The organism is Reichenbachiella carrageenanivorans, from assembly GCF_025639805.1.
In the GTDB taxonomy this organism is placed as follows: Bacteria; Bacteroidota; Bacteroidia; order Cytophagales; family Cyclobacteriaceae; genus Reichenbachiella; species Reichenbachiella carrageenanivorans.
This window is the reverse complement of record NZ_CP106735.1, coordinates 2,780,997-2,807,159: the sequence shown is the minus strand read 5'-3', so window position 1 is coordinate 2,807,159 and position 26,163 is coordinate 2,780,997. Positions and strand designations below refer to the sequence as shown.

Below are 26,163 nucleotides of genomic sequence, written 5' to 3'. Positions count from 1 at the left end.
AAAACTAAAACATAAAAAGAGGTTAGATGCTGAAGTGAGCTCCTAACCTCCTCTTTCTCTAAAATTTGATGGCAAAATTGTAACCCACCCACATTTGAATATTGGTGTCTGAACTCGTCTCGTCGTAGAAAGTACCCAACCCTATATCATCGCCATATACACCCGTAGCGGGATCGTACACTTTGGTAACATACACATTGAACACTGGCCCAGCAGATACAGTGAGATGCTGGGCCACTCGATAGTCTATATTCCAACTGAGGCGGTTGAGTAGGTTCAACTCCTCATGGTGTTCTTCCTTGACATTGATCGACTGAGTGGTCAACTCTACGCTTGAGTTCCACTTGTTTTTGAGATTGAACTCCGTACCAAAACCTGCACCATAAGACCACAAGAAGTTACTTTGTGCCTGTATTCCTGCAAATAGTACACTATACAATTTGCTCGTACCTGACCGAAAAGCTAGATTAATATCCATCACTTCATTGTGCTCTATTGCCAGTTGGTGCTTACCTGTTTTAACGACATTGATCAAACCAACAACAACACCTTTTTCTACAGTATCAGCAATATTGATCAGGGCAATTTGCGTACCTTTTACATGCTTCGCTCTATTGACCAAACTCGCCACTTGTGTCCCTTCTATGTCTTGGGCATAATTGAACAAACCAGCCAATTGCACTGCGTTTGCATTGCGTTTGTTTATATTGATCGCTCCTGCAGCCTGAAGTCCTTTGATACTATCAGCCAGATTGATAAAACCAGAGAGTTGTGTTCCTTGTACTTCTTTATTTACCACATTAACAAAACCGGCAGACTGCAAACCATGTACTTTCCCTTGCACCGTATTGACGAACCCGCCAAACTGTGCACCACTCACATCACCACCCACTGCATTGCCAAAACCAGCAAACTGCGCCCCATGTATATTTTGTTGGTTGACATTATAAAACCCGCCAAATTCAGCACCAGCTAGACTATACTCATAGCCAGCAATGATGTTAAGTGAAAATTGATTGATGTAGCCTTCTTTGGGGCCCTTACTCGTCCCAAAGCCTGGGACAAGTGAGATTTGAAAAGGCCTTTCTTTGACCGAATGCTCCTCTTGAACATCATACTTATTTTGACCTTGGGATTGAAACACCGTGAGTAAGAGTGCGAATACTACTATTGATTTTGCGTTTTTCATTTCTGATTTCATAACCTTTAAATGTTTTTACACTTTCAGGGAAACCAAACAATTTTTTACCCCCACGGGGAAACCAAAAAAAAGATTAGAAATAGGCTAACGTCTTCTAGATACCGGTAAACTCATAAAATATTTCGGTGAATGAATCAGGCGACTTCCATACCAGCTGAACATCTCCCCATCGACAAGAAGTACTTCGGCATTTGGAAAAAGAGATTGAAATCGACTGATATGCCGTTCTTTGAATGGATAGGGCTCGGATGAAAGAAAAACATAATTAGGTGATAATTTGGCTAAAGTTTCTTCGGAAAGTTCGGGGTATCTAGTGAGGTGAGCTACGGCATTGTCCAGGCCCAACCATTGCAACACATCGTCGATAAAATTGTCCGTAGCTACCACCATGTCAGGCTGCTGCCAAATAAAATATAACACTTCACCTTGAAGCTTGCCCTTCACCTCATCAAAACTTTGCTGAATTTGCTCTATCATCGGCAGCGCCAGTGCTTCAGTACCAGTCATCACCCCTATATTTTCAATGGTTCGGAGAGCGTCTTTGAGCTCAAAGATATCTGAGATATACACAGGATACTTTTCACACAACTGCTCCACGCCCGCTCGATAGTTCTCCTCCTTATTGGCAATAATCAGATCAGGCTGAAGTGCTTCTATTTTTTCGAAATCAAATTTTTTGGTACCTCCTACTCTCTTCACCGTTTGCTGCACTTGGGCTGGATGAATGCAAAATTTAGTCACGCCCACGATACGATCTCCCAGTCCCAAATCAAAGAGCAGCTCGGTCAAAGAAGGCACTAGTGAGATGATTCGCTGAGGCGACTCTACTAATTGAAAAATTCGTTGAAGGTCATCGGTAATTTGCATTAAAATTTACTCGTTTTTTCTCTCATTCTCAGGATGGAGACTTCATGTCCCACCTTTTCTTCAAGGCCATCTAATGAGATCCAATCCACAGCATTAGACTCTTCATTTTTCATGAGTTGCATCGGATCATTAGCGACACAAGCAAATCGCACATCGTAATGTTCATGAGCTGGTACTTCCTTTCTAGCCGGAATCGCATGTATATCTATATCAAAAAACGAATCGCCTAACAAGCGAACATCTGTGATACCAGTCTCTTCTGCGAGTTCTTTCAAAGCTACTCGCTGCACATTCTCATCACCATCGGCATGACCACCAGGTTGTAGCCACCTATTAAGCTTCTTGTGGTGCAGTAAAGCCACCTGTCTGTAATCTGGCGTCAAAGCCCAAACAGATGCTGTGATATGACCTGTCAACAATGAACGCTCAAAACAATTATCAAAAAAAAGCAGGTCCAAAAACCTGCTTTTATATTTTTCTTCTTCCACATAGGCCGTCTGATATTTTTCCAATTCAGACTGCAACCAACTTCTGTTCATACTTACTGTACTACTGTATTTACCTTATTTATACGTCCCTCGATAAGTATTTCTGTTTGCACACCTAATCCCACATTGTTTTTGTTTTGAAAATCGGCATGAACGAAATAAGACTTAGGGTCTAATTTTTTAAACACCACCTCGCCACTTTCATCAGTTACTTTTTTCTCTAATGGATTGACATGGGCTTTATAATCTTCCTTGTTTTTAAACAAAGTCACTTCTGCTGCTTCTACCGGATTCCCTAGTTCGTCCAATACTGTGACCTTCAAAGAGGTAGGTAGAAATTTGAAATCAGCAAATTCGTAGGCCGACACACTAATGGCCGCCAAAAACAGAAATGTAATAATCAAATACTTTTTCATCTTCTTATTTTTATTTGTCAGACTAGGTTCATCACATACCGTGCCGAAATCCAGCATTAACCTATCTCAAGAGTGCCACACCTCCACGCTGAGTGATCACCCCCAGCTCTGGATTAAGCAAACTTCTGAAAGTCATCACATAGACATAAGTATCTATTTTCAACAGTTCGCCTCGATAAGTACCATCCCACCGGAAAGCGATATCCTTAGACTGATAGATCATTTCACCCCATCTGGAGAAAATTTTAATTTCAAAATTACTCACATAGGGATTCGGGTAGACAAAAAACTCATCATTGAATCCAGGAGAAGCTGAAGGTGTAAATGCGTTAGGTGCATGTACTCTCGGCAAACAGTCGTTCAACACCTCTATAACGTCTCTGGTACAGGTAAATCCATTACTCAACGTGACTTCGTATACTCCTGCTGCGTTGGTATTGTATACCCGATCGGTGGAAAGAAGCACATCATCGTTGACAATCGTCCACTCATAGGTACTGAATAGCCCTGGATCCAAATCTACCGAGCTGTTGGCAGGGTCTTCACTACAAAACGTTTCTCTCTCCCCTAATAGCAATTGATCAGCTGTGATAGGTACGACCGACACATTCAGTGAGGCATCTGCTTCACAAGTACTCAAGGTAGAAGCTACATGTATGGTGTAGTTGCCGCTTTCGCTAATAGAAATTTCAGCATCTTGATCAGTTAATGTTTCCCCTTCAGGCCCTGTCCATGTAAATGTGACGTCCTCTGTAATATTGGCATAAGCTGTTAGAAAAACTTCTGCATTATCATCGCAATTGGGCGACGCAGCTGCAAAAACGGTGAGCTCACTATATACTTCTACATCTTTAGTGGCCGTGCCTGTACAGCCCGTGCCCTGATCGAGCACCAGCACCTCGTAACTTCCAGAAGAGTTGATTCCTCTTCTGGAACCATTGGCACCATTGTCCCACTGATAGCCACCGTTGCCCACCAATCCATTAGTCACATTGGCAAACAGCACATAAGCGCTTTCGCACTCCTGACCCTCAGTAAGAATCTCTACCTCAGGTGCCTGACTCTGCACTACATCCATGGTCTGCGTGACTTCACAGAAGCCACCATTGGATGATGTAACCGAATAAGTGCCACCTGCAGACACAGTTATTGTTTCGCCCAATGAAGTCCCTACTATGCCAGGTCCACTCCATGTATATGTAATAGCGGGATCCGTTCTGATCGGATAAATATTAATTTCTCCTTCTGTACCACAAATATTCTGAGGAGTGGTCGTAAAATCTGCTGCAGGACTTCCGTCCAAAATAATATTATCAAGTGTTTGCCTACACAACAGGCCACTTATATTCTCTACTACTGTTATAGAATAGGTGCCAGAATCGAGATCATTCACATCGAATGTTGGTGTGGGAGATGGAGTAGCAGAACCACTCGCCGAGGTAGTTCCTTCACTATTGAACAGCTCGTAATTTATACTGGCTATTGCCACATCTAGATTAAACGTAAGTATTCCATCCCCTGGGCAGTCTGGAGTAGGCACATACCCATCTATAGTAAACCCTGCTCCTGCATCGTCTACGGTCGCCACCTGAGCCAGTGCACAACCAGTAAGTGTATTAGTAACAGAAACGGAATATCCCCCTGAGCGTAATGTATTAGGAGTAGTCACGAATAATGGCCCTGCCAATGGCGTAACCCCAATAGCTGATGGGCCACTCACCGAATAAGTGAAGCTCCCACTTTCAGTCACATCAATGTCAATCGTGCCATCGGTCGCTCCACAACCTGAGGTAGTTCCTCCAAGAGTAGTAAACTCAGGGCTGTTGGCTACTGTAAACTCTACCTGATCTGTTGCTACACAATTCAAAATATCTTCTATAGTTACTTCGTAAGTATACACTCCTGGTGTCGAAGTATCTACGGTTTGCGTCCGCAAGGCATTTCCATTGGAGGAGCCATTGATAGCCCATAGATAAGTGGAACCTGGGTTGAGCGCATCCAAAGCAGGAAAGGCCACGCCTTCACAGATGGTTTGGTCCGTACCCAAATCCACTTCAGGCCGCGTATCGTCTACAAATGATTCTCTTGGCTCAGACTGACATCCTTCTTCATTAGTAATGTAGACATTGACCAAATTAGGAGTATCTACCACTATGGTACGCGTAGTATCTCCCGTAGACCAAGTATAGCTAAAAGCAGCGGTATCTACTGGCCACGCTTCCAAAGTGACAGGACCATTACAAATGGCCACGGCATCTAGCAAAGTAGGATTGGCTGGTATTGGGAATATCTCCACTGGCTCTACAAACAGAGTATCCAGTCCACATCGGTTGGTGACACGCAAGCTCACATTGTACACACCCACTAGGTTGTACAAATGTGTAGTATCTTCTACAATCGCTGAAGTGCCATCGTCGAACGCCCAGAAAAATTCATCTATTATGGAAGTACCCGTTCCATCAAAAACCGTTTCTTGTCCTAAACAAGGATTGGTATAGGCGATACCTGGCTCTTGTGCACTGAGTGGCAACTCTTGTACAAAATTGGGCAAACCCAATCTACTGACTCGTCCGTTGAGGTCGAAACCACTGACTGAGAAACTCGCAGAATTGTCGTTGCTATTGGGGCTACTAATTGTACCTACAGCAGTCTCGCCATCTACAGCCATGTAAATAATACCATCCGAACCTGTTTGTAGAGCTCCGTATTGCAACCCTGTATCATTGCCCAACACAAATTTAGTTGCTTGAATATCGGCTTTGGCTGTAGGTGCGTACAAGCTATCTAAGTCGTATTGCAGCAGTTTAGAGCCTCCTGTGCCATTGGTGCTGACGTACAATTTTTGAAGACTAGAAGAGAATTCCACCCCATAGATCAATGAAGGCGCTGGCTCTGCGATGTCAATTTTGGTTAGTCCTGTAATCACACCAGTACTGTCCACCACACTAAAGAGTTCTATATAGTTTTCGTTGGTGTCTTGAAAGGCAACTGCTATGATGCCACCACCAGCGGCGTACTTCATCTGTGCCCGTCCTGTTTTTTGCTCATCAAACCGCATAGCACTTCCAGCCGAAGAAGTAATCGGCTGCCCAATACCAGCCCCAGTAATGGGATATGATCGAAACTGATTGTTTCCAAATTCATGAGTGACCAACCAAGTCACCCCTTGTCCTAACCCAAATGCGGCGATTCTTTCTGTACTATTCGTAAAAAACGAAACATCTTTGACAATAACTTCTCCCTGTGCAGTATCTCTACGCATATCCACTACGGCATACTTCATGTCATAACTAAAATCACCATAGATAGGATCTGAAGTGAATACATAGAAAAGCGAGCTGTCGTTAGAGTTGGTCTGGTCACTGGGTACAGGCACAATCATAACACCTTGGCTGGAATTGGGGTCTCCTCCTATATTGTCTCCATTGTCCATCACTCTATGGTTTTTATTCCAAATGGTTTCTCCATTGGTGTAAAACAGTAAATCCCCATTATAATCTGACACAGACGATGCCCCTTGTGGAGAACTCATCTGATTGGCATCAGTAATCGCTGTAGTAGTGGGTGGATTAAAATCTATCCCCGCCTGCTCTCCAAAATACCATTGGTTTCTAAAGATATTGGTATCTTCATAGGTGGTCACCATTACATAATCATAATTGATACAGCCCGTGGCAGCACTTTGTACAGCTACTGAATAGAGTCCTGTCGTATCTACATTGATTGTCTGAGTAATTTCACCCGTGTTCCAAAAATAAGAAGCTCCCCCTGCTCCAGCATCATAAGTAAAAATTTCTCCGACACATCTCACGGTATCCATACCAAGGTCGATTTGCAAATCATTGTCCACTACATTGACCGTACGTGTATAGGTTTCTATGATACCATTGAGCTCTACAGTGAGCGAAACTGGATAAGTCCCTCCTACCTGATAGGTATAAATGGGGTTAACAGCTGTAGAAGTAGCCCCATCTCCAAAGTCCCACAAATAGGATTGTGCAGGTGGCTCTACGTTAGAGAAAAACTTGGTAGACAATAGCGCACAAGAATCATAAACAGCAAAACCAACAGAGTCAAACATCTCAAAATGTGGTGCTGGAAAATGAGGGAATTGCGTACCAGCAATACCCGAAGGTGTAAACGCCAAACTGTCGTAACCCACATTGAAAAACGAGCTATCTGCGTGAAACAAACTATCTGCTTCGGTGATCACTCCAATCTCAATAGCCGCCGTACTGGTCTGTTGGTAGAGATGATAAATGTTTTGATCAGGACCACGCTGTACTCCAAAACTTCTAAACACTGGTTGAAAAAGGATAGAATTGATGGTATTGAGTGGGTCATTGATGTTGTACTGGTATAGATCCGCCTCTACTCCTGCACCTCCATGTCGAGAGACATATAGATTATCACCGCTAGCAGACCACTCAATATCGTAGACCGCTTCTGTGGCAAAATCAGCATTTCCTGTATTGAGTATCGCTCGATTGAGTGTAAGTGTACCTGTGAGGATATCAAAGTCATATAAGGTTACATTGCGATTGGCATCTCTAGGGGCTACAGCCAATACTGAATTAACCGAATCGTAGGCAAAAGAAGCCGCTTCAAAATCTGGAGCAGCCAAATCATTGAGATCAAACACTTGCACGACTCCGATTGCACCATTATTTACAGGCAATACTTGAAAATCAAAAGTAGTTCTATCATTAGTGATCACCCAATAGTTGTCTTTGTCCTGCTGAATCACGATCATGCCTTCGGATGGGTTCATAAGCCCAGTGCCTAAGTTCTTTCTTGCAGCATCTACATCTCCTAATGGAGGCTCGCCTGCAGCGGCATTGCCCTGTACGGTTCTATCTACTACTGTATAAAGAATTTCTGGACCACTAGCTCCAGGATTAGTGAATATATAATACTCCCCATCAGTATAAGGCATCGGCATCACCGAGGCCGCACGATTGATCGTGGCATCCCCCCCTAGACCTGCCCCATTGGGTACTAAGGTATGGGTGGCATCATAAACATTTTCTCCGTCGGTATAAAATAATAAGTTGCCCGTAACAGGGTCAGAAATAACAGCACCACCACCAGTTCCATAAGGGGTGAACTGTAAAGTATCGAGCTGCGCACGTGCATCTGACTTGTTGAATGTGATGGTACTTGTGGAATTACCAAACAACCAATTATATTCTGAATAGTTTTGCGCTTGAAGGGAGAAGCTGAACGAACTCAATACGATAAAAAAAACGCACAAAAGCGCAAATTTCGATTTCACAACGTTCATCATTTCGGTAAGGGTTCTCAAATCTTAAAGTGTCCTTTTAAAAAAATTTAGGAGTATATTAATCAAGGGCTAAAAATAACTCAATTACTAATACTAACGGTGACAAAATATATTTCAATGCAATTGACTCAACAAAAAATAATTCATTTCTGATTTGGGACAATATTTTATATTTTGCAACGATTCTATTTAAGAGCGTAAGCTCGATTCAAACAAACAGATGCAAAGATTTTCATTCTTTTTATTAATCACTGCTAGCTTACTTACTACTAACAAGGTTTGGGCGCAAGACCCTCAATTTTCGCAGTATTACTCAGCACCTTTGTATCTGAACCCTGCGCTGGCAGGAATCACCCAACAAGGCCGTGCTGGAATCAATTACAGAAACCAATGGCCATCGATAGATGCCAACTTTGAAACCTTTTCGGTCTATGCAGACAACAATTTTGACGAGAAAAACAGCAGTGTAGGGCTTATTTTTGTCAATGACACAGAAGGACTTGTAGGGCTACAATCTAATGAAATAGCCTTGCAATATGCCTATCAGGTAAATGTGAACCATAAATGGGTCTTTCGCCCAGCCTTTCAGCTCTCCTATACCTCTAGAAATGTAAATTTCAACAAACTAGTTTTTGGAGACCAAATAGACAACAATGGCCCAACAGGCAATCCGAGTGCAGAGCAATTCAACACAGATTGGAAAGTCAACTACTTTGATATTGCTCTTGGGGGGGTGGTATATTCGGCCAGAAGCTGGATTGGCGTATCCATGCACCACATCAGAGAGCCCAACCAATCCTTTTTGGGAGAGGACAGCCCCCTGCCACAAAAACTATCTATACATGGCGGATATATGATTCCCTTAAAATCTGGCTTTAATCGTGGGCAAACAGCATCAGGAGCCAAAAGAAGCCTGTCTCCTACGTTCAACTATCGAGCACAAGGCGAATTCAATCAATTGGACTTGGGACTTTACTTCACTTGGGAGCCCGTAATCTTTGGCATGTGGTATAGGGGTATTCCGCTCAAATCGCCAGAAGGTGGCGGAGCCAACAACGAATCTTTGATTTTCATGTTTGGGGTAACCCAAAAGAAGTTCACCATAGGCTACAGCTTTGACTATACGTTGTCTAATCTCGGCATCCAAAGTGGTGGTGCTCATGAGATTTCACTAACCTACAGCTTCAAATGGGGCGACCCACGCAAACCTTCACGGTCGGTGCGTGAGCTACAATGCCCCCTTCCAATGGTCTTTTAATACCCTATTATTTTTTAACAATTCGAATGGATTCCTGTCCTTGAGCCGTCTGTAAGGTCAAAATATAATTGCCATCAGGTGAGGCCGACAAGCAATTCGATACTTTCACTTCGAGTAGCTCGTCCGCTAGCAAGTGCTCACTTAGTAAGGCATTGCCATAAGCATCGTAAAGCTGAAATGCTGTCTGTCCTGCACCTTCCAAGTGTACTTCTCCTGCAGTCGGATTAGGAAACACCGCATAGCTAGCTTGCTCTAATTGATTTTGCAAAGCAACGATTGGGCTGTATTCGAACTGCCCATCGTAATCGACCTGCTTGAGTCTGTAGTATTTATAGGCTGCAGTATACAATCGATACGAATACCTCTGCACCTCCGAGGTAGTACCATGTCCTGCTACAAAATCGAGATATTCAAATTCATCAACTGAGGCTAGTTTTGCTTGTATTTCGAAGCCTTCATTGTTGATCTCTGTAGCAGTTTCCCACTCTAGGTATTGTTCACCATCTCTAGACGTGATGACAATATACGTAAGCTCTACAGGCAGCGTCTTACATTCTGGCCCACAGCAACCAGTCAAACATTCTGACTCGTCTGGTGCTGTCAAAGTGCCGCCATTGTTGACAATACCTCCTGCACCACCACTAATGGTACCTCCATCTTCTACAGTCATAATGGAGCCCGACTCCAATACAATGCCTTCCGAAACATCTAATACACCTCCATCCGTAATGACCATGTTTCCATTTTCTTCATTGGTAAAAGTTCCTCCTACTACGATCTCTCCCCTATTTTCACTATCAAACCAATCAAACCAGCCTCCGTTATTAAAGTCATCTCCTACCTGCAAATTACCCCCTTCATTCACAGTAAGTGTTGACCATTCTCCAACAGTCAAGTCCTCATCTACAATCACATCTCCACTTATAGAAAAGTCTCCATTGGCAACAAGGCTTTCACTTACATCCATACTACCTCCATCTGCAACCGTTAATAATCCCCACCTATCAATATCCACACTGCCCCCTACTTGTAAATCTCCATCTACCTGAAAATCATCTTCAACATACAAGTCTTCTGTTACCGTAAGGGTTCCATTTACGTCCAAAGCACCTCCTGCTTCTAAATAGCCATTGACAATCAATGTTCCATTGACTACCACACGATCTACTGTAGTAAAATCTCCATTGATGGTTAATACCCCGTCTATGGTTAATGTTCTCGTCCTCCAGTTGGCATCGGAATAAACCTGATTTCCAGAACAAACATCTGTTCCCGTTTGGGTATTGGTAGTTGTCATACTTGGGCATTGACCATAAGTCGTGAAGGAATAGAAACAAACCGCTCCTATTAGAAGGGATTTAAATAGCATTTTTCTCATAGCTAGACGTTAAATTGGTTTTTTTTGAATTAGTTTGATTCAAAATTAGACGCCGCCTACACCAAAATCTTCGGCCATTCCCCTAATCTGTTCCTTAGGAAAAACCCTTAATGGAATATTTCAATTTTATAAAAGTCTGAATACGCTATCAAAACACAAAAATCAAATGATACTGATTGATTTTTGTCCAAACGATATAAATTCAGTTATCAATACTTCTTAGATTTGTACAAAAAAATACATGGACTATCAAGCGATCCGCTTACTGCTTATAGGTATTCTTACCTTCGATTTCATTTTCAACAAGGCATTGGGGATCCTCAATAACAGAAGTCGGCAACAACCAGTACCTGCTGAACTCGAGGGCATCTACGACCAAGAGAAGTATGCTCAATCTCAAGCCTATCAATCAGAAGTCTTTAACTTTTCTTTGATCAGTTCTTCATTTAGTTTTCTCATGATGCTAGCCATACTGTGGTTTGGAGGATTTGGCTGGCTCGACGAATATCTGAGAGGAGCAGCTTCTGTAGAACCGCTTACGTCATTGTACTTTTTTGGTGTGGTCTACCTAGCTTCAGATTTGATGGGTATTCCTTTCGAACTCTATGGCACATTTGTGATCGAAGAGAAATATGGGTTCAACAAGATGACCTTCAAAACCTACCTCACAGACAAATTCAAAAGCTACTTGCTCGCCCTGCTCCTAGGGGGAGTTTTGGCTTCGCTATTTATCGTGCTCGTGATGTTTTTCGAGGAAAACTTCTGGATCTATTTCTGGGTCGCTATTAGCGTGTTTATGATTTTCATCAATATGTTTTACACCTCATTGATTATTCCGATGTTCAACAAGCTAAGCCCACTCGAAGATGGGCCGCTCAAAACAGCGATTACCAATTACAGCGAGAAAGTAGGTTTTCCGCTTCACAACATCTTTGTGATCGACGGCTCGAAACGCTCCTCCAAAGGCAATGCTTTCTTCTCTGGGCTGGGCAAGAAAAAGAAAGTAGTCCTCTACGATACTTTGATAGAAAAACACACAGAAGAAGAACTAGTGGGTGTACTGGCACACGAAGTAGGTCACTTCAAAAAAAAACACATCATTTGGTCTATGGTTTCTGGGATTCTTCAAACTGGATTTATGCTTTGGCTCTTGTCCAAGTTTATCTTCAGCAGTGAAATCTCATGGGCCTTAGGTGGCCATGTGACGGCCCTCCATCTCAACGTATTTGCCTTTGCGATCTTATTTTCTCCCCTTTCTACTGTGATCGGTATTCTGATGAATCTGATGAGTCGAAAAAATGAATATGAAGCGGATGCCTATGCCGTGACTACTTACGACAAAGAGCCCTTGATCACTGCGCTAAAGAAGCTGACCTCAGACAGTCTGGGCAACCTGACACCACATCCATGGTATGAGTTTATGAACTATTCGCACCCCAGCTTACTCAAGCGAATCAGAGCCATGAAGGCGATTAAATAAAGTCAATTTCGGAACGGAACGGAAACTTCATAAAATAGGCATAAGCTTCCTTTACGCTCATCTCCCCTTTGATGATATTGTGTAATGTCTCCGTGATAGGCACTCGGATATTGTAGCTCTCGGCCAATTGATCTATGATTTTGATGGTATTGACTCCTTCAGCAACTTCTTCCATGGATTGGATAATATCATCGAGCGATTCCCCTTTGGCCATTCGAAATCCTACGGTAAAGTTTCTACTCAATTTAGAACTGCAAGTAGCCACCAAGTCGCCCACACCAGCCAAGCCCAAAAAAGCTTTGGTATTGCCGCCTAGGGCGTTGCCGATATAGACCATCTCTACCATACCTCTACTGATCAGCATGGCTCTAGAATTTTCGCCTAGCCCCATGCCGCTCACCATACCAGTACCTATGGCGATGATGTTTTTCAAAACCCCACAAAGTTCTATACCGATCAGGTCATTGCTACCATAAACCAAGAAACGGTCATTCTTCAATAGCTTTTGCCCTTGATCGATCACTTCTTCGAAGTGACTGGCCACTACTGCTGCCGCTGGTTGTTTTTCTTCTATCTCTTTGGCCAAATTAGGCCCTGCCAGACAGCCCACCCGCAGTACCGTCGTTTCTTCTAATATCACTTCGCTCATGGTTTTCACATGTTTTCGCGAAAGTGGATTCTTCTTCGATAGGTGCTCTCCTTCTGGCACAGTCATATCCAAGCCCTTTGTGCCATGTATCAATATATGATAAGGTTTGAGATGCGGTGCCAGATTCCTAATCATTTCTCTAAAATTGGCCGAAGGCACTATCGGAAAAATGATCTCACACTGCACACCAATATCCGACAGTTGGTTTGTGATTCGGATTCTATCAGACAGACGGTGCGTGCCTACTGCTCGATTTTTTTCAAACTCCTCCGCTTTGGTCTTGTCTCGTACATAGAGCAGCACATCCGTTTTTTCTGCAAGCATATTCGCTATTGCAGTCCCAAAACTCCCCGCCCCTATTACACCTACGACCTTATCAGAGGTATTTTTCGAGCTCATAACCGTCTAACCTATTGTGATAATAATAAAGCAAGTTCATGTTGCGAATGACTACATCGCCTGATTTCGAAAACTTCAAAGGTGGCTGAGCATGATACATTCCTAGGTTTTTGATGCCATGTTTGATCACCTCATCCTTTTCTCTGCTCAAATGATCGGCCAGTCCTACACTGCCTGCGTCTTTCATTGCCCTGAGGGCATCTAGCAAATTCGAAAATCCTTCTTTGTATTCCTCATAAGGGAGGATCAATTCCTCATCCGACAACCTTAACAGGCCGTATAAATCGAGTGAGGTGTGTTTCCTTTCGAGTATTCTGAATGCCGTAAAAGCAACCAAATGACTAGAGAAAACACGATTGTGCTTGTGAAACTCCTGCACGATTTTCTTGCCAAGAATGCGGTTGTACTCTTGCTCCCTCTGTGCATCTTCAGTCACCTCCCCGTTGGATTTGAAATAATCTTTGAGATCAATTTCATTCCCATTCTTGTCTAAGCTTCTTCCATTGATGTTCACTTCATTGCCCAATACATCCAAGGCATTGCCAATGCTCACCGAAATATCAGATCCTTTGGTGAAAAACTTCATCAAAAACGTAGAGATTTTAAATGAGGTAGTAAATTCATCGTTTTCCTCATAGTATCGTTCCTGCCCCTTGCTTTTCAAATAGTCGTTGATCAGGCTCGGCGCTTCAAGCACAAAATGATAGTTGAGCGTGACGGGTACTATGAATATTTTCTTTTCCTCGGGATTTTCTTCGAATTGGAAAATCTGACGTTGTGCCTCGATAGTCGTTCCGAGCAATCCCAGCTTCAAGGCCTTTTCGATTCGGCCACTTCTAGACCTGGTACCTCCTGGGAAAAACAAACTGTGACAGCCTTCTCTCAGTGCAATGGTCGAGTAGGATTTGAGGCATTCTAAATAAATAGAATTTTTCTTTCTGCGGTCTACCTTATATGCTCCCACACTATTCATAAAATATGAAAACACCTTCAGGTTGAATAAGTTGAGCCCTGCACCATAGATAAATGGCGGCAACCCCAAAAACTGGATGATCCAGCCAATAAGCACAGAGTCGATATTGCTAAAATGAGTAGGCACCATCACTACAGTACCCAGTTTAGCCAATTTTCTCAACTGATCCACTTCGCCTTTGATGTGTATTTTGTCATCCAAGTCCAGCTGATTGCTAAACAATGACCACGGCCCTTTGACGCGTGCTGCATTGAGTAATCGGCCAAATCCTAGTGTAACTACCGCACGAGCCACATGGTAATGAGAGGGATTGAAATTGCCTGCGATCTCATTGCCATAGCGGTTTAAGATTTCTCTTAATATGTCTTTTAAACAATCGTTTTGCTCTTTTTTACCAAGGCCGTCCAGCTTAACCACGCGCTGCTGCACACCGTCCCAAAATGAATAATCGTCTTTGGGATCTACTTTCCAAGGATGGTTTTTGGCTCTTTGTTTTTCGCGATAAGCGGTCATTTCTATTTCCTCACGCAAGGTACGTCCTCGCTTGAGCAATAGCATGTTGTCGAAACTCTCCTCTACTACCAACTGTATAAACTCATCTCTTTTTTTGGCCATCTGTACTACAGGCCAATGTTTCGTACTGTTCAGTATGGGTTTATATCTAGATTTTTTATTCCTTTTTCTTATCACCAATGGCTTCATAGAATTAAATTAAAAAGGATGAACTTGAAAATTCACCCCTTTAGAATCGGCTAAAATAGCGAATTATATGCGATTTTCAGAGCCTTTACGAGCAAGATATTTCTGCTCTTTTTTAAATCCTACTGTAGATGTGGTCTTATCCCATTGGTGTGTTTTTAGTATGAACTATGGTATAAAAAAAAGGATAGCACTTAGCGGTACTATCCTTTTTACATTAGGCTTTTTTTTAATTGTCTCTCATACATAGGATAGCGTACCCTTGATTTTTGTCTCCAGTGATGTCGTGCCTAAATATGCCTCCATTATAATATTGTAGGTTTCTGTTATATAGATTCTTATCACTAGTTCTATTAGTCGAGGGCCACCATAGACACTTTTATTTGATGTGGAATTGTCGTACCAGCTATAAGCAGGCGTTGTTCTTTCAATACACCAAGACTCACATTCTCCTTCCTTCCAGATCGTATTGTCAGTGACATATGGTATCTCAGTGCCATCGTTAAATTTAGTGGTTCGTAAGTTTTCAGCCATCCACTCCTGTTCACCAAAAATCACAGTAGGATAGTTATTACCATCGACATCCGAAACTGTGCTTTTTGTATAGGTATAATTATAACTACCACTAGTGTCTGTACACTCTTCGCTCATTAGTGATACAAATCCGAGTATAACTACCGCCATCACCAGTTTTGAAATCTCCTGAAGTATGCTCTCCATTGGACCACTCTACGGTATAATTGTATCTCTCATTCTTGTTCAACACAAAGACGGCCGTCTCACACAAAGTGTAAGTCTTATATGAACCATTTTCTTGTTTGAGAACGACATCATGACACAGCAGTTTAGAAGACTTGTGATCTACATCCGTTTTGATATCGTCCATATAATCATACACCGAACTGCACAGTGCCCCATCTGCATAATGATTAATAAGCCCTTCTATTTCTTCGTTGTTATCCAAATATATATTAGCACTACACGACTCTTCGTGGGGAAAATACACCGTCACCTTATCCAGCCTTTCACTGAATTTTTCATCGGACTCCTCTACAGCAAGTACACTACCACTTACCGAAAACACATCACCACTTTCATATAATCCATCTACTTCTAAATATTGAGTTCGGCATCATACGTCCCCGACACGCCGGATAGGTTATCAAACACCCCACTAAACTCATCTAAAGTAAGGTCATAAACGCCCTCTTCTTCTATGGCACTTCCAGCCAATTCGCCTGCAAAAGTTTGGAGTGTAAATGTGCCATCATTTTCAACACTAAACCTACCTTCTACAGCGTGGCTAACATAATCTAAACTATAGTCGCCATCAAATTGCCCAACGACCGCATAGGACTTTTCACCTGTACTATCATCGCTACACTGCGAAAACACCAATACACTCAACAAGAGTGCGTTTATCCATAGCAGCTAAATCAAGTCCTCTAATGCCTCCCTAGACGGTGATCATAGCAGCCACATTAAAGTATGCCCAAAACTTGCGATCTACTCCACATTGATTTATTCTTGTCTAAGGCTAAACCTAACCGCAGCCCTTCTGAGAAAAAAAGAACATTTTTAAAACTAAAACATAAGGAATATATCAACCACTAGTGTGTGATATCCGGATGTTAGGCCTCATGAGAAATTGATAACGGAAGAATATATAAAAGCTTACAAAAACTTCTTCATAGAAGAATTAGGCTATATAAAAGACAATTTTTCTGAACAAGAGCATAATAATTACAAATATCTTTATGATGAGATGTTTAACCATATTTCATCGAATCCTAGAGAATACATTATTTTCAAATCATCTAATGTAAAACACTATGAGATGGAATTCTCAGAAAGCGTTTCATACATTAGAAATAAGCTAAAAGAGCATTCTAGAATACATTCTATTCCTCTAGAAGTTATTTGGTTACCAAGAGTGAAAATTAATGATACTAAATGGGATCAAATAATTAACATAAATGTAGCCAACCTCATTCGGGAAATTTTTGATAAGGAAGACCACCCTGACTTCAATACGTATCGACTGTACCAAGCAGTTGAACGAAAATCAGACGTGGTTAAATGGTTAAAATCAAAGAATGCCAAAAACTTTCTTTACGAATTTCAAGTGTCAGTTGGTATCAAGAAAGAAGCACTTATAAGAAAGCTTCTCTATTTATTTGATAAAGACTTTGTACGCTCTCAAAAACTTTGGATGTCTTCTAAGATATGGCTTCACAATGAAATTATTGAGGCATATGGAAAATGGAGTGTCAATAATAATCTTTGGGGTAAAATTGATTACGTAAAACGACAGATTTTTTCCAAAGAGATCTTAGATGAAAGTCGGCCCGAAATAAAATTTCTAAGGCTTCTAGATTCAAAAGGGTATAAAAATAGATATATCCATGACGAACAAATTAGTTGGAACTTAAAGTTTAGACCAGATTTTTGGTTTATCAACGAGAGTTTAATTGTAGAATATGACGAATACGCTCATAAATTTCAAATAGAAGAGGATAGGAAGAGAGAGAAAATTATAAAACGATATTTGCCAAACATATCGTTTATCCGTATTCAACAAGGAAATGAGACGAAAGGCCTTGAAGATATAGCAGATTATTTAGATAGTTTTGATAGTAAAAAAAACGAGGCCTAACATTACCTATCCATCCATGGCGTTCAGCGCTAGAGTTGAGGGCTGCGGTTTCTGAGAGCACCGGAAAATCTTCGATTTCCCTCACTTGGATCAAAAAAGGTAGTGATGAAAATCGAAGATTTTCCTACATTGTCACCGAAACAAAATACACGTCAAGCACCACGGATGATAGCTGGGCGATATCTATGGTAAAAACAAGCGTATTGGTCTTTTTTTAATCCAATTTCTCTTGATAAGGAGTTCCTCTTTTTACTACGGCGACTACTCTATGGAGTAGTTTGTTTCTCACTGCATTGAGTGCACTCATTTTACTTTTCCCTTCTTCGGTTTTCCGAAGGTAATATCCTCGAAGTTCTTTGTGACATTTGATGGCATTCATCGCACACATGTGTAGATGAAATTTGAGTTGTTTGTTGGCAAAACTTGATGTGCCTGGACTGGCAAATATGCTGGTTCCACTACTGTATTCGAAAGGAGCTACACCGCAATAACAAGCCAGCTTTCGGTTGTCCAACATGCGAGTAAATCCTTCTGTATAAACGATCAGATCCACGGCCAAAACCTTGCCTACACTTTTCACCGAAGTGACCCATTCGTAGAGGGCCTTTAAGTGTTTATCTATCTGAATCAATTCGTCCATTTTGGCTTCAACTTTATCTAAAGATTTTTTTAACCCACTGATAGCTGACCTACTGATTCTTTCGATTTCACGTCCTGCTTTTGGGTCTACTTTGGTCAACTCATCTACAGCAATTTGCTGACTGTGTAAACTTTTTTGAAGCCTCATTCTGGTTTTCATTAGATCTTTGAGGCGGTTTAAGGTAGGATGTGAGAGTTTGACCAGTTTGGCATCACGTTGATGATCAAAAGCAAAATTGGCAATTCTTTCAGCGTCGATTTTGTCTGACTTACCCCTGATTAGTCCCATGCTTCTTTTGATGTGCAGGGAGGATTCCAGCCAAACTTTGCATCCTCTTTTGAGCAAATACTTGACAATGTTTCTGGTATAGATACCGGTATGTTCCATGCAGAAAAGGATGTCCTCACCACAGTCATTGCCATGTTGTTTAAGCCATCTTTTCATTTTCTGGAAGCCTTCGCTATCATTACTAAACAAGGCATTGTTGCACTTCATCGATGAGCTGTTAATCAAAGCCACATCAATACTCATTTTGCTGATGTCTATACCCACGATATGTGGGTAGAAGATTTGTTTAGGGGTGGTATTTTCCATAATTTCAATATTAAGTTCAAAACCTTGATGTTAGGGCATCTCGACGGATCGGGATCCCTGAATATCTATCTGAACATTTAACAATGGAAAGCAAGCCCTGAATCGCCCGATAAGTCTGGGTAACTTGGTTAGCGCGTAGTTCTGGCTTGCTTTCTTTTACTATTAAAAGTAAAACCTTTATTTCTTTGATTAATTATAGACAGGAAAGCTAAAGGTTACCCACCATGAAATGAAAATATCTGAACTAAAACCGACTGAAGCAAGATTGCTTTTAGAGCCTTATAAATTAGGCGGAAAAGAATTGATCATCAGTGCGATAAGTGAATTGATATTTTTTAAGCTGCTAAAGATCGGTACATGCGAATTGGAATCAGCTACTTATCAATTTGTTGAGCTAGGCAGTGAATCAAACAGCTCCAAGTTAAAGGATTATCATAGGGCGATCTTAAATTGTGCAAGAGAGCACTATTCATACTATTCTAAACCAATAGACAGAGATTCACTACTTTCTCCTGATAGACTTGTAAGAGATGTGTACAGCAAAATGCATTTTAATTACTTCTACTTCAAAAAAAGTCAGATAATGTGGAATTTAGAAGTGCACGATTTATTCAGAAGAACATTTCCATTCTATTATCTCAAAGTTATATTAACAAAAGAAGGGAAAGCTCTACAACAAAAATTAAGAGATCTTCTAACTGAACTTGAACGCTACTACGCATATTATAAGGAGAATGAACCTGATAAAATCAAGTCGATTCTTAACGAATTAGGGCCAAACATACTGCTAGCCTACAATATTGAAATTATAGCAAGAGAACTTCAAATTTGGGCAAATGAAGGATTCTTCGATTCTGGAATGCCTTTTATGTTCAATCCAATTGCAATGGAATCCATTAACGACTTTGAACTGCCAGACTTTGATATGCCCTCTTTCGAACTGCCAAGTTTCGAGCTGCCTGACTTGGGAGGAGAAATTCCATTTTTTGGGAACGACTAAAAGGTGGGTAACATGGTCTGATATCCCATGGCGGCTTAGTAGTAGAGTCTAGCTTTTCTGCTTTCTGGCAGCACCGGAAAAATCTCCGATTTTTCACATTGGATGAAAAAGGTATGATGAAAAATCGGAGATTTTTCCTACTTTGAATCCGACACTTTATCTTACACCAACGCCACGATGATATAGACAGGCGTTGTGGGGCATGAAAGGCTCTTGATCATCAGTCCAACTTCCTGTATATTTGAACATGCTTACAAAAGAAAAAGTAATAAACGCAATAAGTCAACTCCCAGGAGAATTCTCGGTTGATCAGGCCATAGATGAACTCATACTTTTAGAGAAGATTGACAGAGGACTGGCTCAATCTGAAGCTAATGACGTAATTCCAGACGAAGAACTCGACAAAGAATTGCCAGAATGGTTAAGATAAATTGGACTCCTCAATCCAAAAACGACTTAATTTCGATCGCTGAATACATTGCTCAAGGTTCTAGGAAGTACGCAAGAATTCAGGTTCAACGAATTCGTGAACGAGTAAGACAACTAGCAACCTTTCCCAACTCAGGCAGAATTGTACCTGAACTAGAAAACCCAAGAATCCGTGAAGTGATTTTAGGCAACTACCGTATCATATACTTTACCGCAACTGATGAACGTATTGATATTTTGACAGTTCATCATTCAGCTAAACTACTTGACGTATAAAACGCCCCACAACATGGCGTCATAGTGCATGTGCGAACTGAGCATTTAGCCAGCTTCGGCGGAACGAACCCGTGCATCTGCCGGCGGAAATTACATCTCTGCTTATAGCGATATCAGTTCGCCGCACCGGAAGATTGGCGGAACGCAGCTCTCACCGATTCACTAGCAGGTTCGGCAGATTTTCACTACTTTGGCTGTATTATCAAACGATACGCACACGCACCATACGCAGGTTAGCGTGAAGAACCTACCATAACCATGAGAAGCAAAGCCCATCATTTCCAATCATACTTTAAGATATTACTTTGTATTTACCTTGTAGTTCCATTTTCATGTGAAGACAGTAAATATAATTGCTCAGATTCTTGTTGTGGAGAAACTTTTGAACAAGAATATACTGAAATTGATTCTCTAACTCTAACTGTTGGAAGCATAGAAATATTTCAAGGAAACGGCTACCAAAGAAACGATTTCAGTACAAACAAATCAACATCATTTAATGACGCTGCTATTAATATAGAGATATATGAACTCACTTGGTTGGCAAAACTTTATGAAAGTCACCAATCAAATTTCAACTTTTCACTTATTAACCAAGCGTATGCATGTTCACCGCCTGAACCTGAACCCACACAAAATCTAACTTCAATAACTATCTCTTCAAACCAACCAATTACAGTTGGAGATATTACTTATGAAAGTGGTGATAATTTATCTGACTTTTTCTCAATCGTGAACAGATATTCTGATGAAGAAGATTCAACTATTGAAAACTTCATTATCCAACAAAACGAAAGTCCGTATTTGTTTGGAGCATATGGGACTTCAATGACCTTCAGATTGAATACTGATATTAACATTCCAAATCAAACAATAACAATTCAAGTTAGCTTTGACGACAACTCAAAATTTTCCTTAAAAACGGATGAATTCGTGGTTGAATAATCACGCTAACATGCTGTGATCAAATCATGGCGCGTCAGCGGTGCATAAAAGTTCTCTGCTTTCTGGAAGCCCCGCCATATCTCAGATTAGCACTACAGAATCAAAAAGGGATAGCGCAAATCAGAGATTTGGCTATCTTGTAGCCGAAACTTAAACTAAATCACACGCCACGCTTGATACAGAGGCGATGGACGACTAATACTCATATGAAATCAATCCGCCAAAGACTAACCCTGCTTATTAACCACATTACTGAGATAGTACCAGAAGGTTCAGATGTCTATGGTTATGATGGAATAAGTAGAGAATTAATTGTTCAATCCCTTAAAGAGAGCTACGACCTCTTGGGTAACCTTGATGAGCATTCTGAAAAATTTGAAGTGATTTTTCTTCAAAGAAGCCTTGCTCAACTATTTGATGAAAGTAGAGAAAATTTAAAGGGGAGCATATTAAAATCAGCTGAAAGTAAGTTTGACGATTTTTTGACCAATATTCAACGAATCAGATATTTAATTAGAGAAACCTATGTTGCGGTTACAGATCACCCCATCAGAGTAGATTCTGAACTAAAAAAAGCTAAAGACCAACTTAAACAGTTGAACTCTGATATTGAAGAACTTTCGGATCTCTATGAAAAATTAGAAGAGATAAAAACCACGAGCAATGATTTACTTGATAATCTTCAAAAGAAGGATGAACACTACGACAAGCAAGTTGAATAGATAGATACTAATGAGACGGACATTCAAACATCCAAAGAGCAAATCACTATAATAGCAAAGCAAGTAGTAGAGTGGCAGGAACAAATAAAATCTTCAACTACCTCCATAGCAACAAATAAAGGCAAATATGACTCATTAGTTGAAGATATTGAATCTCTAAAGGAAGATGCCACAAACTTTAACGAAGAGTTTACTGATGAATTAAAATCTTTAAAAGAAGCAAACGAAAAAAATATTGAACAACAAGGTTTGATTCAAAAAACCATCGAGGATGCTAATAGAGCAGGCATGGCTGGATCATTCAAAAAGCGAAAGGACGAATTAAGGTGGACACTTGTTTTTTGGCAATTCTTCACAATTGCATCTTTAGGCCTTTTGATCTATTTGTCTTTCGTTCTGGTAAAGCCACTTATTTCTGATCCGAATTGGGAAGAAATAATTGTCAAACTTCCAATTTTAGCATCTTGTGTTTGGCTCTGTTGGTTTAGTTCGAAGCAATATGGATTCACTGCGAGAATCAGAGAAGACTATTCGTATAAGTATGCTGTATCTATGGCTTTTGAAGGCTATAAAAATGCTGCTAGGGAAATAAACGCTGATTTGCTCGAACAGCTATTAAGTTTAACTGTCCTTAACATTTCCAAAAATCCCATTTCGATATTTGATACAAGGAATAATCACGGAAGTCCAATTAACGAAATAATTGATTCTACTCTCAAAAGGTTTCATATAAAAGGTACTAGAGAAGGGGTTGAGGTTACGAAGGAATCGGAATAATATGTCCATAACAAATGATATAGCACATGCCTCTACTGAGTTATTTGATACTGCAATGCAAAACTGAAAATTTATCGATATTTGAAAGTCCAGAGGCACGTGCCATATCTGGTCGTTATCAACAATGACTGCAATTTTTGGTTAACTCCACTCAAACATGCAACCAGAAGTATTGTATCAAGTAACAGAAGATCCATTCAACGAAATCCGAGAATGGCTGAGAGAAGCTCAGTGCAAACTCGAAAGTTCAGTGCTTTTTACTGCCCTACTTGCTATATACTAAACGTCATCCGCCATGAACTTTTTTTGGATCAGTACGCACAATGTAATAACTTTGTAATTACTAAGGTATCACATTATGGAAGCGTCGATCATCAAAATAGGAAATTCAAAAGGGCTGCGATTAAACAAGCAGATTCTAGAACAATATCACATTACAGATAAAGTTGAACTAATATTGGAAGAAGATAAAATAATCTTAAAGCCAATCAAAGCACCTAGAAAAGGATGGAATGAGATATTTAAGCAAATGTCTAAAAATGGAGACGACAACATGCTTATAGATGATGTGTTCGATGACGAAGAGTTTGACGAATGGAACTAGATCAATACCGCATCGTCTTGGTTAACCTTGATCCAATAGTAGGAAGTGAGATTCAAAAAACAAGACCTTGCGTCATTATTTCACCTAACGAACTGAACTTCAACATTAAGACTATAACAATAGCTCCGATGACTACTAAGTCACATAGTTATCCAACAAGAATTCAAGTAAATCAGAATAAGAAAACGGGCTGGATCATACTCGATCAAATTAGAACCATTGATAAACAACGAGTCATCAAATCCTACAGTATACTAACTCCTAAAGAAGTCTCTGAGGTTAAAAGAGTCATCAAAGAAACATTCGTTGACTAAAAAAGAATAGGCTGCGCGCCGCGGCACAAATCAGAGATTTGGCTATCTTGTAACAGATAGAATTTCGTCAATTTCTGATACCTTCACTAGTACCCCTCTACTACGAACTCAAAACTGACCACATCAGCCTTACATTGGTTTGGGCTCACAAGAAAGGCCCAGAAGTTGCGAGAAGAATTAAAACGGATGTGAACATAGCGAATGCCCATGCTGCGTGAACATTACTAACAAGAAAGGTCAAAACTTTCAAAAAATTGAAAGGGGTCTTCAATTTTTTAATTTCTAAATACCAGAATCAAACTTGGGATCTCACTTACCTGTCAAATCACCTTCTTTCAACTCCTAACATATCTCATGTAAAACCAAAAAAGGATAAAAGACGACTATTGGAGGGTAATATTGATTCCCCGTTCCCCTAACTAAATAAGCAATTTGCAACTTAAAGTTATGGGAAATTTGAAAGCACATACGATAATAGTATTACTGACACTAGCAGCAGTCACTAATACGACAGCACAGGACTATCCACTATCCGACCCAGACAATATTGGCAAATGGATTTTGAACGGAGATTTTAGTGATGAATTTGAGGGAGACTCTTTAAACAGATCGAGGTGGCATATTCAAGGCGAATATATAGAAGGATGCGAGGGGGATGCCTGCAGAGACGGGATATACTACAACAATTTTAAAGGCCGATGGCCAGCGCAGTTTTCGCCAGACAATGCCTGGGTAGAAGATGGCAAACTCATCCTAGAAACACGATGGGAGCCCGATTTTGATTTTCTAGACGATTGCGACACAAACAACACGGGGTATTGCTACGGCAAAGACCTAGACGACAACCCAATGCCTATCACGACCGCTGGCGTCAATTCTTTGAAGCAGTTTACCTATGGATATATGGAAATATGCAGCAAGGCAGCCGATGCAGAAATTACCAGTTCTTTTTGGACCATTGGAAACGGCGGTGAGTTCGACATGTTCGAAATGTTTGGAAAATATGAACCAGCAGGAAGAAAACACAAAGAAAAAGAATTGAAATTCAATATGATCGAATGGAATACTGGATTTGAGCCTCGGTTTGATGTGTTCATTCCTACAGACTGGAGAGTGGCAGATGATTATCATGTCTATGGATTTGACTGGGACGAAACCTCGATGAAAATCTATATCGACGGAAAATACATTGAAACATACACTGCAGCAGATTTTGATGAAGGAGAAGGGACTGATTGGTTTTTTACTAAAGCTCAAAGGCTTTGGGTAGATCAAGAATGCTTCCCTTGGAATGGCCTGCCTAACGAGGAAGATCTGGATGCACAATACCAGATCAAATATATCCGCATATGGCAAAAGGAAGCACACATAGAAGATGTCACAGCGCCTATTATGTCTAATATAGACACGACGCTGACCCTCAATGACGGAGAGGTATCGATAACCATAAGCGAACAAGCACAACTATACCTAGTGCCAGTAGGAACCACTGCAAACCAAGATGCCATCGTGTCGGCGGGCAACGAGGTTACCGTCTCTTACGAAGGAAGAGCAATAGTAAAAACCTACGATATGACTCCTGGCCACTACGTCCTCTATGCCATAGACTGGGCAGGCAATGTAAGTGAAGCCAGTAGCAAATTTGAAATAGAAAGTGCACCAGATCGTCCGGTGCTAAGTCTTGATAAAAAAACAAACGCCATCCAAATATTCCCAAATCCTGGGAATGGCATGGTACAAATCACGGGGATAGATACACTCCCCGACTCACTGTCATTCGTCAACACTACTGGCTCGATCTTTAAGCAAGCGGTACGCTACAAAAATCAAGTGGATGTAAGCACTTTGGCTACAGGGCTTTATATGATCCACATACCAGGACAGGCACCCATCAAGTTTTTGAAAGAATAAAATATCAAAAACTAATCGCAAACGAGCCTTACCATTAAGTAGTTTAACTTCATGAAAAGTCTTTCAGCACATCGGTCAAGGATGCGCTGAAAGACTTTTTAGTGCCTAGTATGTACTTATGACTAATCAAGCGCGCTCTCCCTTGATAATATACATGCTCAAAACTTGCGATCTACTTCACATTGATTTATTCTTGTCTAAGG

25 protein-coding genes are annotated in these 26,163 nt (G+C 40.9%); 13 read left to right on the top strand and 12 right to left on the bottom strand.

Translation table 11 applies throughout. From position 1 onward, the window contains the following. Positions 1–58 precede the first annotated feature (58 nt). The 5 genes from N7E81_RS11095 to N7E81_RS19315 all read right to left on the bottom strand — a co-directional run bounded on the left by N7E81_RS11095 (position 59) and on the right by N7E81_RS19315 (position 8,247). Positions 59–1,189, bottom strand: coding sequence for a hypothetical protein (locus N7E81_RS11095; RefSeq protein WP_263049659.1), 1,131 nt, complete (start codon positions 1,187–1,189; stop codon positions 59–61). A gap of 96 nt (positions 1,190–1,285) precedes the next feature. Continuing rightward, positions 1,286–2,068, bottom strand: a complete 783-nt coding sequence (locus N7E81_RS11090) for an ABC transporter substrate-binding protein (protein WP_263049658.1) — start codon at positions 2,066–2,068, stop codon at positions 1,286–1,288. Then, positions 2,068–2,607, bottom strand: a complete 540-nt coding sequence (locus N7E81_RS11085; RefSeq protein WP_263049657.1) for an NUDIX hydrolase — start codon at positions 2,605–2,607, stop codon at positions 2,068–2,070. The genes N7E81_RS11090 and N7E81_RS11085 overlap by 1 nt, the downstream gene beginning before the upstream one ends. 2 nt (positions 2,608–2,609) lie before the next feature. Further along, positions 2,610–2,972 carry a carboxypeptidase-like regulatory domain-containing protein gene (locus tag N7E81_RS11080; protein WP_263049656.1) on the bottom strand — a complete coding sequence of 121 codons (363 nt, stop codon included), beginning with the start codon at positions 2,970–2,972 and terminating at the stop codon, positions 2,610–2,612. A 61-nt stretch (positions 2,973–3,033) separates the two neighbouring features. Beyond that, positions 3,034–8,247, bottom strand: coding sequence for a PKD domain-containing protein (locus N7E81_RS19315; protein ID WP_317624037.1), 5,214 nt, complete (start codon positions 8,245–8,247; stop codon positions 3,034–3,036). Positions 8,248–8,476: 229 nt separating this feature from the next. Between N7E81_RS19315 and N7E81_RS11065 the strand changes: the two genes are divergently transcribed. Continuing rightward, positions 8,477–9,514: a PorP/SprF family type IX secretion system membrane protein gene (locus N7E81_RS11065; RefSeq protein ID WP_263049655.1), complete on the top strand. Its 1,038-nt coding sequence runs from the start codon at positions 8,477–8,479 to the stop codon at positions 9,512–9,514. 7 nt (positions 9,515–9,521) lie between these two features. Here the strand turns inward: N7E81_RS11065 and N7E81_RS11060 are convergent, their stop codons facing one another. Continuing rightward, positions 9,522–10,811 (bottom strand): T9SS type A sorting domain-containing protein, encoded by a 1,290-nt coding sequence (locus N7E81_RS11060; RefSeq protein WP_263049654.1) that lies wholly within the window; start codon positions 10,809–10,811, stop codon positions 9,522–9,524. Between the two features lie 322 nt (positions 10,812–11,133). Between N7E81_RS11060 and N7E81_RS11055 the strand changes: the two genes are divergently transcribed. Further along, complete coding sequence (locus N7E81_RS11055) at positions 11,134–12,372, top strand: M48 family metallopeptidase (RefSeq protein ID WP_263049653.1); 1,239 nt, start codon at positions 11,134–11,136, stop codon at positions 12,370–12,372. On the opposite strand, the gene N7E81_RS11050 is transcribed toward N7E81_RS11055, so the two are convergent. The 5 genes from N7E81_RS11050 to N7E81_RS11030 form a co-directional block, all read right to left on the bottom strand. After that, a complete protein-coding gene (locus tag N7E81_RS11050; protein WP_263049652.1) occupies positions 12,365–13,420 on the bottom strand; it encodes an NAD(P)H-dependent glycerol-3-phosphate dehydrogenase in 1,056 nt (351 codons plus the stop codon). The two genes, N7E81_RS11055 and N7E81_RS11050, sit on opposite strands and share 8 nt — an antisense overlap. After that, the gene (locus N7E81_RS11045) at positions 13,398–15,008 is read right to left on the bottom strand and encodes a 1-acyl-sn-glycerol-3-phosphate acyltransferase (protein ID WP_263049651.1); all 1,611 of its coding nucleotides are present in this window, start codon (positions 15,006–15,008) and stop codon (positions 13,398–13,400) included. The genes N7E81_RS11050 and N7E81_RS11045 overlap by 23 nt, the downstream gene beginning before the upstream one ends. A gap of 324 nt (positions 15,009–15,332) precedes the next feature. Further along, positions 15,333–15,743, bottom strand: a complete 411-nt coding sequence (locus tag N7E81_RS11040; RefSeq protein ID WP_263049650.1) for a fibrobacter succinogenes major paralogous domain-containing protein — start codon at positions 15,741–15,743, stop codon at positions 15,333–15,335. Then, a complete protein-coding gene (locus N7E81_RS11035; RefSeq protein ID WP_263049649.1) occupies positions 15,718–16,176 on the bottom strand; it encodes a hypothetical protein in 459 nt (152 codons plus the stop codon). The genes N7E81_RS11040 and N7E81_RS11035 overlap by 26 nt, the downstream gene beginning before the upstream one ends. Before the next feature lie 29 nt (positions 16,177–16,205). After that, positions 16,206–16,499, bottom strand: a complete 294-nt coding sequence (locus N7E81_RS11030) for a hypothetical protein (RefSeq protein WP_263049648.1) — start codon at positions 16,497–16,499, stop codon at positions 16,206–16,208. Positions 16,500–16,740: 241 nt separating this feature from the next. Between N7E81_RS11030 and N7E81_RS11025 the strand changes: the two genes are divergently transcribed. Next, positions 16,741–17,748 carry a hypothetical protein gene (locus tag N7E81_RS11025; protein WP_263049647.1) on the top strand — a complete coding sequence of 336 codons (1,008 nt, stop codon included), beginning with the start codon at positions 16,741–16,743 and terminating at the stop codon, positions 17,746–17,748. 214 nt (positions 17,749–17,962) lie between these two features. Here the strand turns inward: N7E81_RS11025 and N7E81_RS11020 are convergent, their stop codons facing one another. Further along, entirely contained in the window at positions 17,963–18,982 is a 1,020-nt protein-coding gene (locus N7E81_RS11020; RefSeq protein ID WP_263049646.1) for an IS110 family RNA-guided transposase, read from the bottom strand. 229 nt (positions 18,983–19,211) lie between these two features. Here N7E81_RS11020 and N7E81_RS11015 point away from each other — a divergent pair, with 229 nt between their 5' ends. From N7E81_RS11015 to N7E81_RS10975, 10 genes are all read left to right on the top strand, one after another. Then, positions 19,212–19,982, top strand: coding sequence for a hypothetical protein (locus N7E81_RS11015; protein ID WP_263049645.1), 771 nt, complete (start codon positions 19,212–19,214; stop codon positions 19,980–19,982). A 247-nt stretch (positions 19,983–20,229) separates the two neighbouring features. After that, positions 20,230–20,412 carry a hypothetical protein gene (locus N7E81_RS11010; RefSeq protein WP_263049644.1) on the top strand — a complete coding sequence of 61 codons (183 nt, stop codon included), beginning with the start codon at positions 20,230–20,232 and terminating at the stop codon, positions 20,410–20,412. Next, on the top strand, positions 20,400–20,687 hold the full coding sequence (locus N7E81_RS19505; RefSeq protein ID WP_407692701.1) for a type II toxin-antitoxin system RelE/ParE family toxin: 288 nt from the start codon (positions 20,400–20,402) through the stop codon (positions 20,685–20,687). The genes N7E81_RS11010 and N7E81_RS19505 overlap by 13 nt, the downstream gene beginning before the upstream one ends. Before the next feature lie 258 nt (positions 20,688–20,945). After that, positions 20,946–21,632, top strand: coding sequence for a hypothetical protein (locus N7E81_RS11005; protein WP_263049643.1), 687 nt, complete (start codon positions 20,946–20,948; stop codon positions 21,630–21,632). 206 nt (positions 21,633–21,838) lie between these two features. Next, complete coding sequence (locus N7E81_RS11000) at positions 21,839–22,354, top strand: hypothetical protein (protein WP_263049642.1); 516 nt, start codon at positions 21,839–21,841, stop codon at positions 22,352–22,354. 249 nt (positions 22,355–22,603) lie between these two features. After that, positions 22,604–23,131, top strand: coding sequence for a hypothetical protein (locus tag N7E81_RS10995; RefSeq protein WP_263049641.1), 528 nt, complete (start codon positions 22,604–22,606; stop codon positions 23,129–23,131). A gap of 157 nt (positions 23,132–23,288) precedes the next feature. Then, positions 23,289–23,414 carry a hypothetical protein gene (locus tag N7E81_RS10990; RefSeq protein WP_263049640.1) on the top strand — a complete coding sequence of 42 codons (126 nt, stop codon included), beginning with the start codon at positions 23,289–23,291 and terminating at the stop codon, positions 23,412–23,414. A gap of 75 nt (positions 23,415–23,489) precedes the next feature. Continuing rightward, positions 23,490–23,735, top strand: a complete 246-nt coding sequence (locus N7E81_RS10985) for an AbrB/MazE/SpoVT family DNA-binding domain-containing protein (RefSeq protein WP_263049639.1) — start codon at positions 23,490–23,492, stop codon at positions 23,733–23,735. Then, complete coding sequence (locus tag N7E81_RS10980; RefSeq protein ID WP_263049638.1) at positions 23,726–24,049, top strand: type II toxin-antitoxin system PemK/MazF family toxin; 324 nt, start codon at positions 23,726–23,728, stop codon at positions 24,047–24,049. Before N7E81_RS10985 ends, N7E81_RS10980 begins: the two co-directional genes overlap by 10 nt. Before the next feature lie 447 nt (positions 24,050–24,496). Further along, positions 24,497–25,960 (top strand): family 16 glycosylhydrolase, encoded by a 1,464-nt coding sequence (locus N7E81_RS10975; protein WP_263049637.1) that lies wholly within the window; start codon positions 24,497–24,499, stop codon positions 25,958–25,960. Positions 25,961–26,163 lie beyond the last annotated feature (203 nt).

Excerpts from the sequence above, each read along its gene's own strand:
- N7E81_RS10975 (WP_263049637.1), top strand. The coding sequence starts at position 24,497 with ATGGGAAATTTGAAAGCACATACGATAATAGTATTACTGACACTAGCA.
- N7E81_RS11085 (WP_263049657.1), bottom strand. The coding sequence starts at position 2,607 with ATGAACAGAAGTTGGTTGCAGTCTGAATTGGAAAAATATCAGACGGCC.
- N7E81_RS11060 (WP_263049654.1), bottom strand. The coding sequence starts at position 10,811 with ATGACAACTACCAATACCCAAACGGGAACAGATGTTTGTTCTGGAAAT.
- N7E81_RS11050 (WP_263049652.1), bottom strand. The coding sequence starts at position 13,420 with ATGAGCTCGAAAAATACCTCTGATAAGGTCGTAGGTGTAATAGGGGCG.
- N7E81_RS11095 (WP_263049659.1), bottom strand. The coding sequence starts at position 1,189 with ATGAAAAACGCAAAATCAATAGTAGTATTCGCACTCTTACTCACGGTG.
- N7E81_RS11055 (WP_263049653.1), top strand. The coding sequence starts at position 11,134 with ATGGACTATCAAGCGATCCGCTTACTGCTTATAGGTATTCTTACCTTC.
- N7E81_RS11010 (WP_263049644.1), top strand. The coding sequence starts at position 20,230 with ATGCTTACAAAAGAAAAAGTAATAAACGCAATAAGTCAACTCCCAGGA.
- N7E81_RS10985 (WP_263049639.1), top strand. The coding sequence starts at position 23,490 with ATGGAAGCGTCGATCATCAAAATAGGAAATTCAAAAGGGCTGCGATTA.
- N7E81_RS11020 (WP_263049646.1), bottom strand. The coding sequence starts at position 18,982 with ATGGAAAATACCACCCCTAAACAAATCTTCTACCCACATATCGTGGGT.
- N7E81_RS11000 (WP_263049642.1), top strand. The coding sequence starts at position 21,839 with ATGAAATCAATCCGCCAAAGACTAACCCTGCTTATTAACCACATTACT.
- N7E81_RS10990 (WP_263049640.1), top strand. The coding sequence starts at position 23,289 with ATGCAACCAGAAGTATTGTATCAAGTAACAGAAGATCCATTCAACGAA.
- N7E81_RS11090 (WP_263049658.1), bottom strand. The coding sequence starts at position 2,068 with ATGCAAATTACCGATGACCTTCAACGAATTTTTCAATTAGTAGAGTCG.
- N7E81_RS10980 (WP_263049638.1), top strand. The coding sequence starts at position 23,726 with ATGGAACTAGATCAATACCGCATCGTCTTGGTTAACCTTGATCCAATA.
- N7E81_RS11005 (WP_263049643.1), top strand. The coding sequence starts at position 20,946 with ATGAGAAGCAAAGCCCATCATTTCCAATCATACTTTAAGATATTACTT.
- N7E81_RS11040 (WP_263049650.1), bottom strand. The coding sequence starts at position 15,743 with ATGAGCGAAGAGTGTACAGACACTAGTGGTAGTTATAATTATACCTAT.
- N7E81_RS19505 (WP_407692701.1), top strand. The coding sequence starts at position 20,400 with ATGGTTAAGATAAATTGGACTCCTCAATCCAAAAACGACTTAATTTCG.
- N7E81_RS11015 (WP_263049645.1), top strand. The coding sequence starts at position 19,212 with ATGAAAATATCTGAACTAAAACCGACTGAAGCAAGATTGCTTTTAGAG.
- N7E81_RS11045 (WP_263049651.1), bottom strand. The coding sequence starts at position 15,008 with ATGGCCAAAAAAAGAGATGAGTTTATACAGTTGGTAGTAGAGGAGAGT.
- N7E81_RS11065 (WP_263049655.1), top strand. The coding sequence starts at position 8,477 with ATGCAAAGATTTTCATTCTTTTTATTAATCACTGCTAGCTTACTTACT.
- N7E81_RS11080 (WP_263049656.1), bottom strand. The coding sequence starts at position 2,972 with ATGAAAAAGTATTTGATTATTACATTTCTGTTTTTGGCGGCCATTAGT.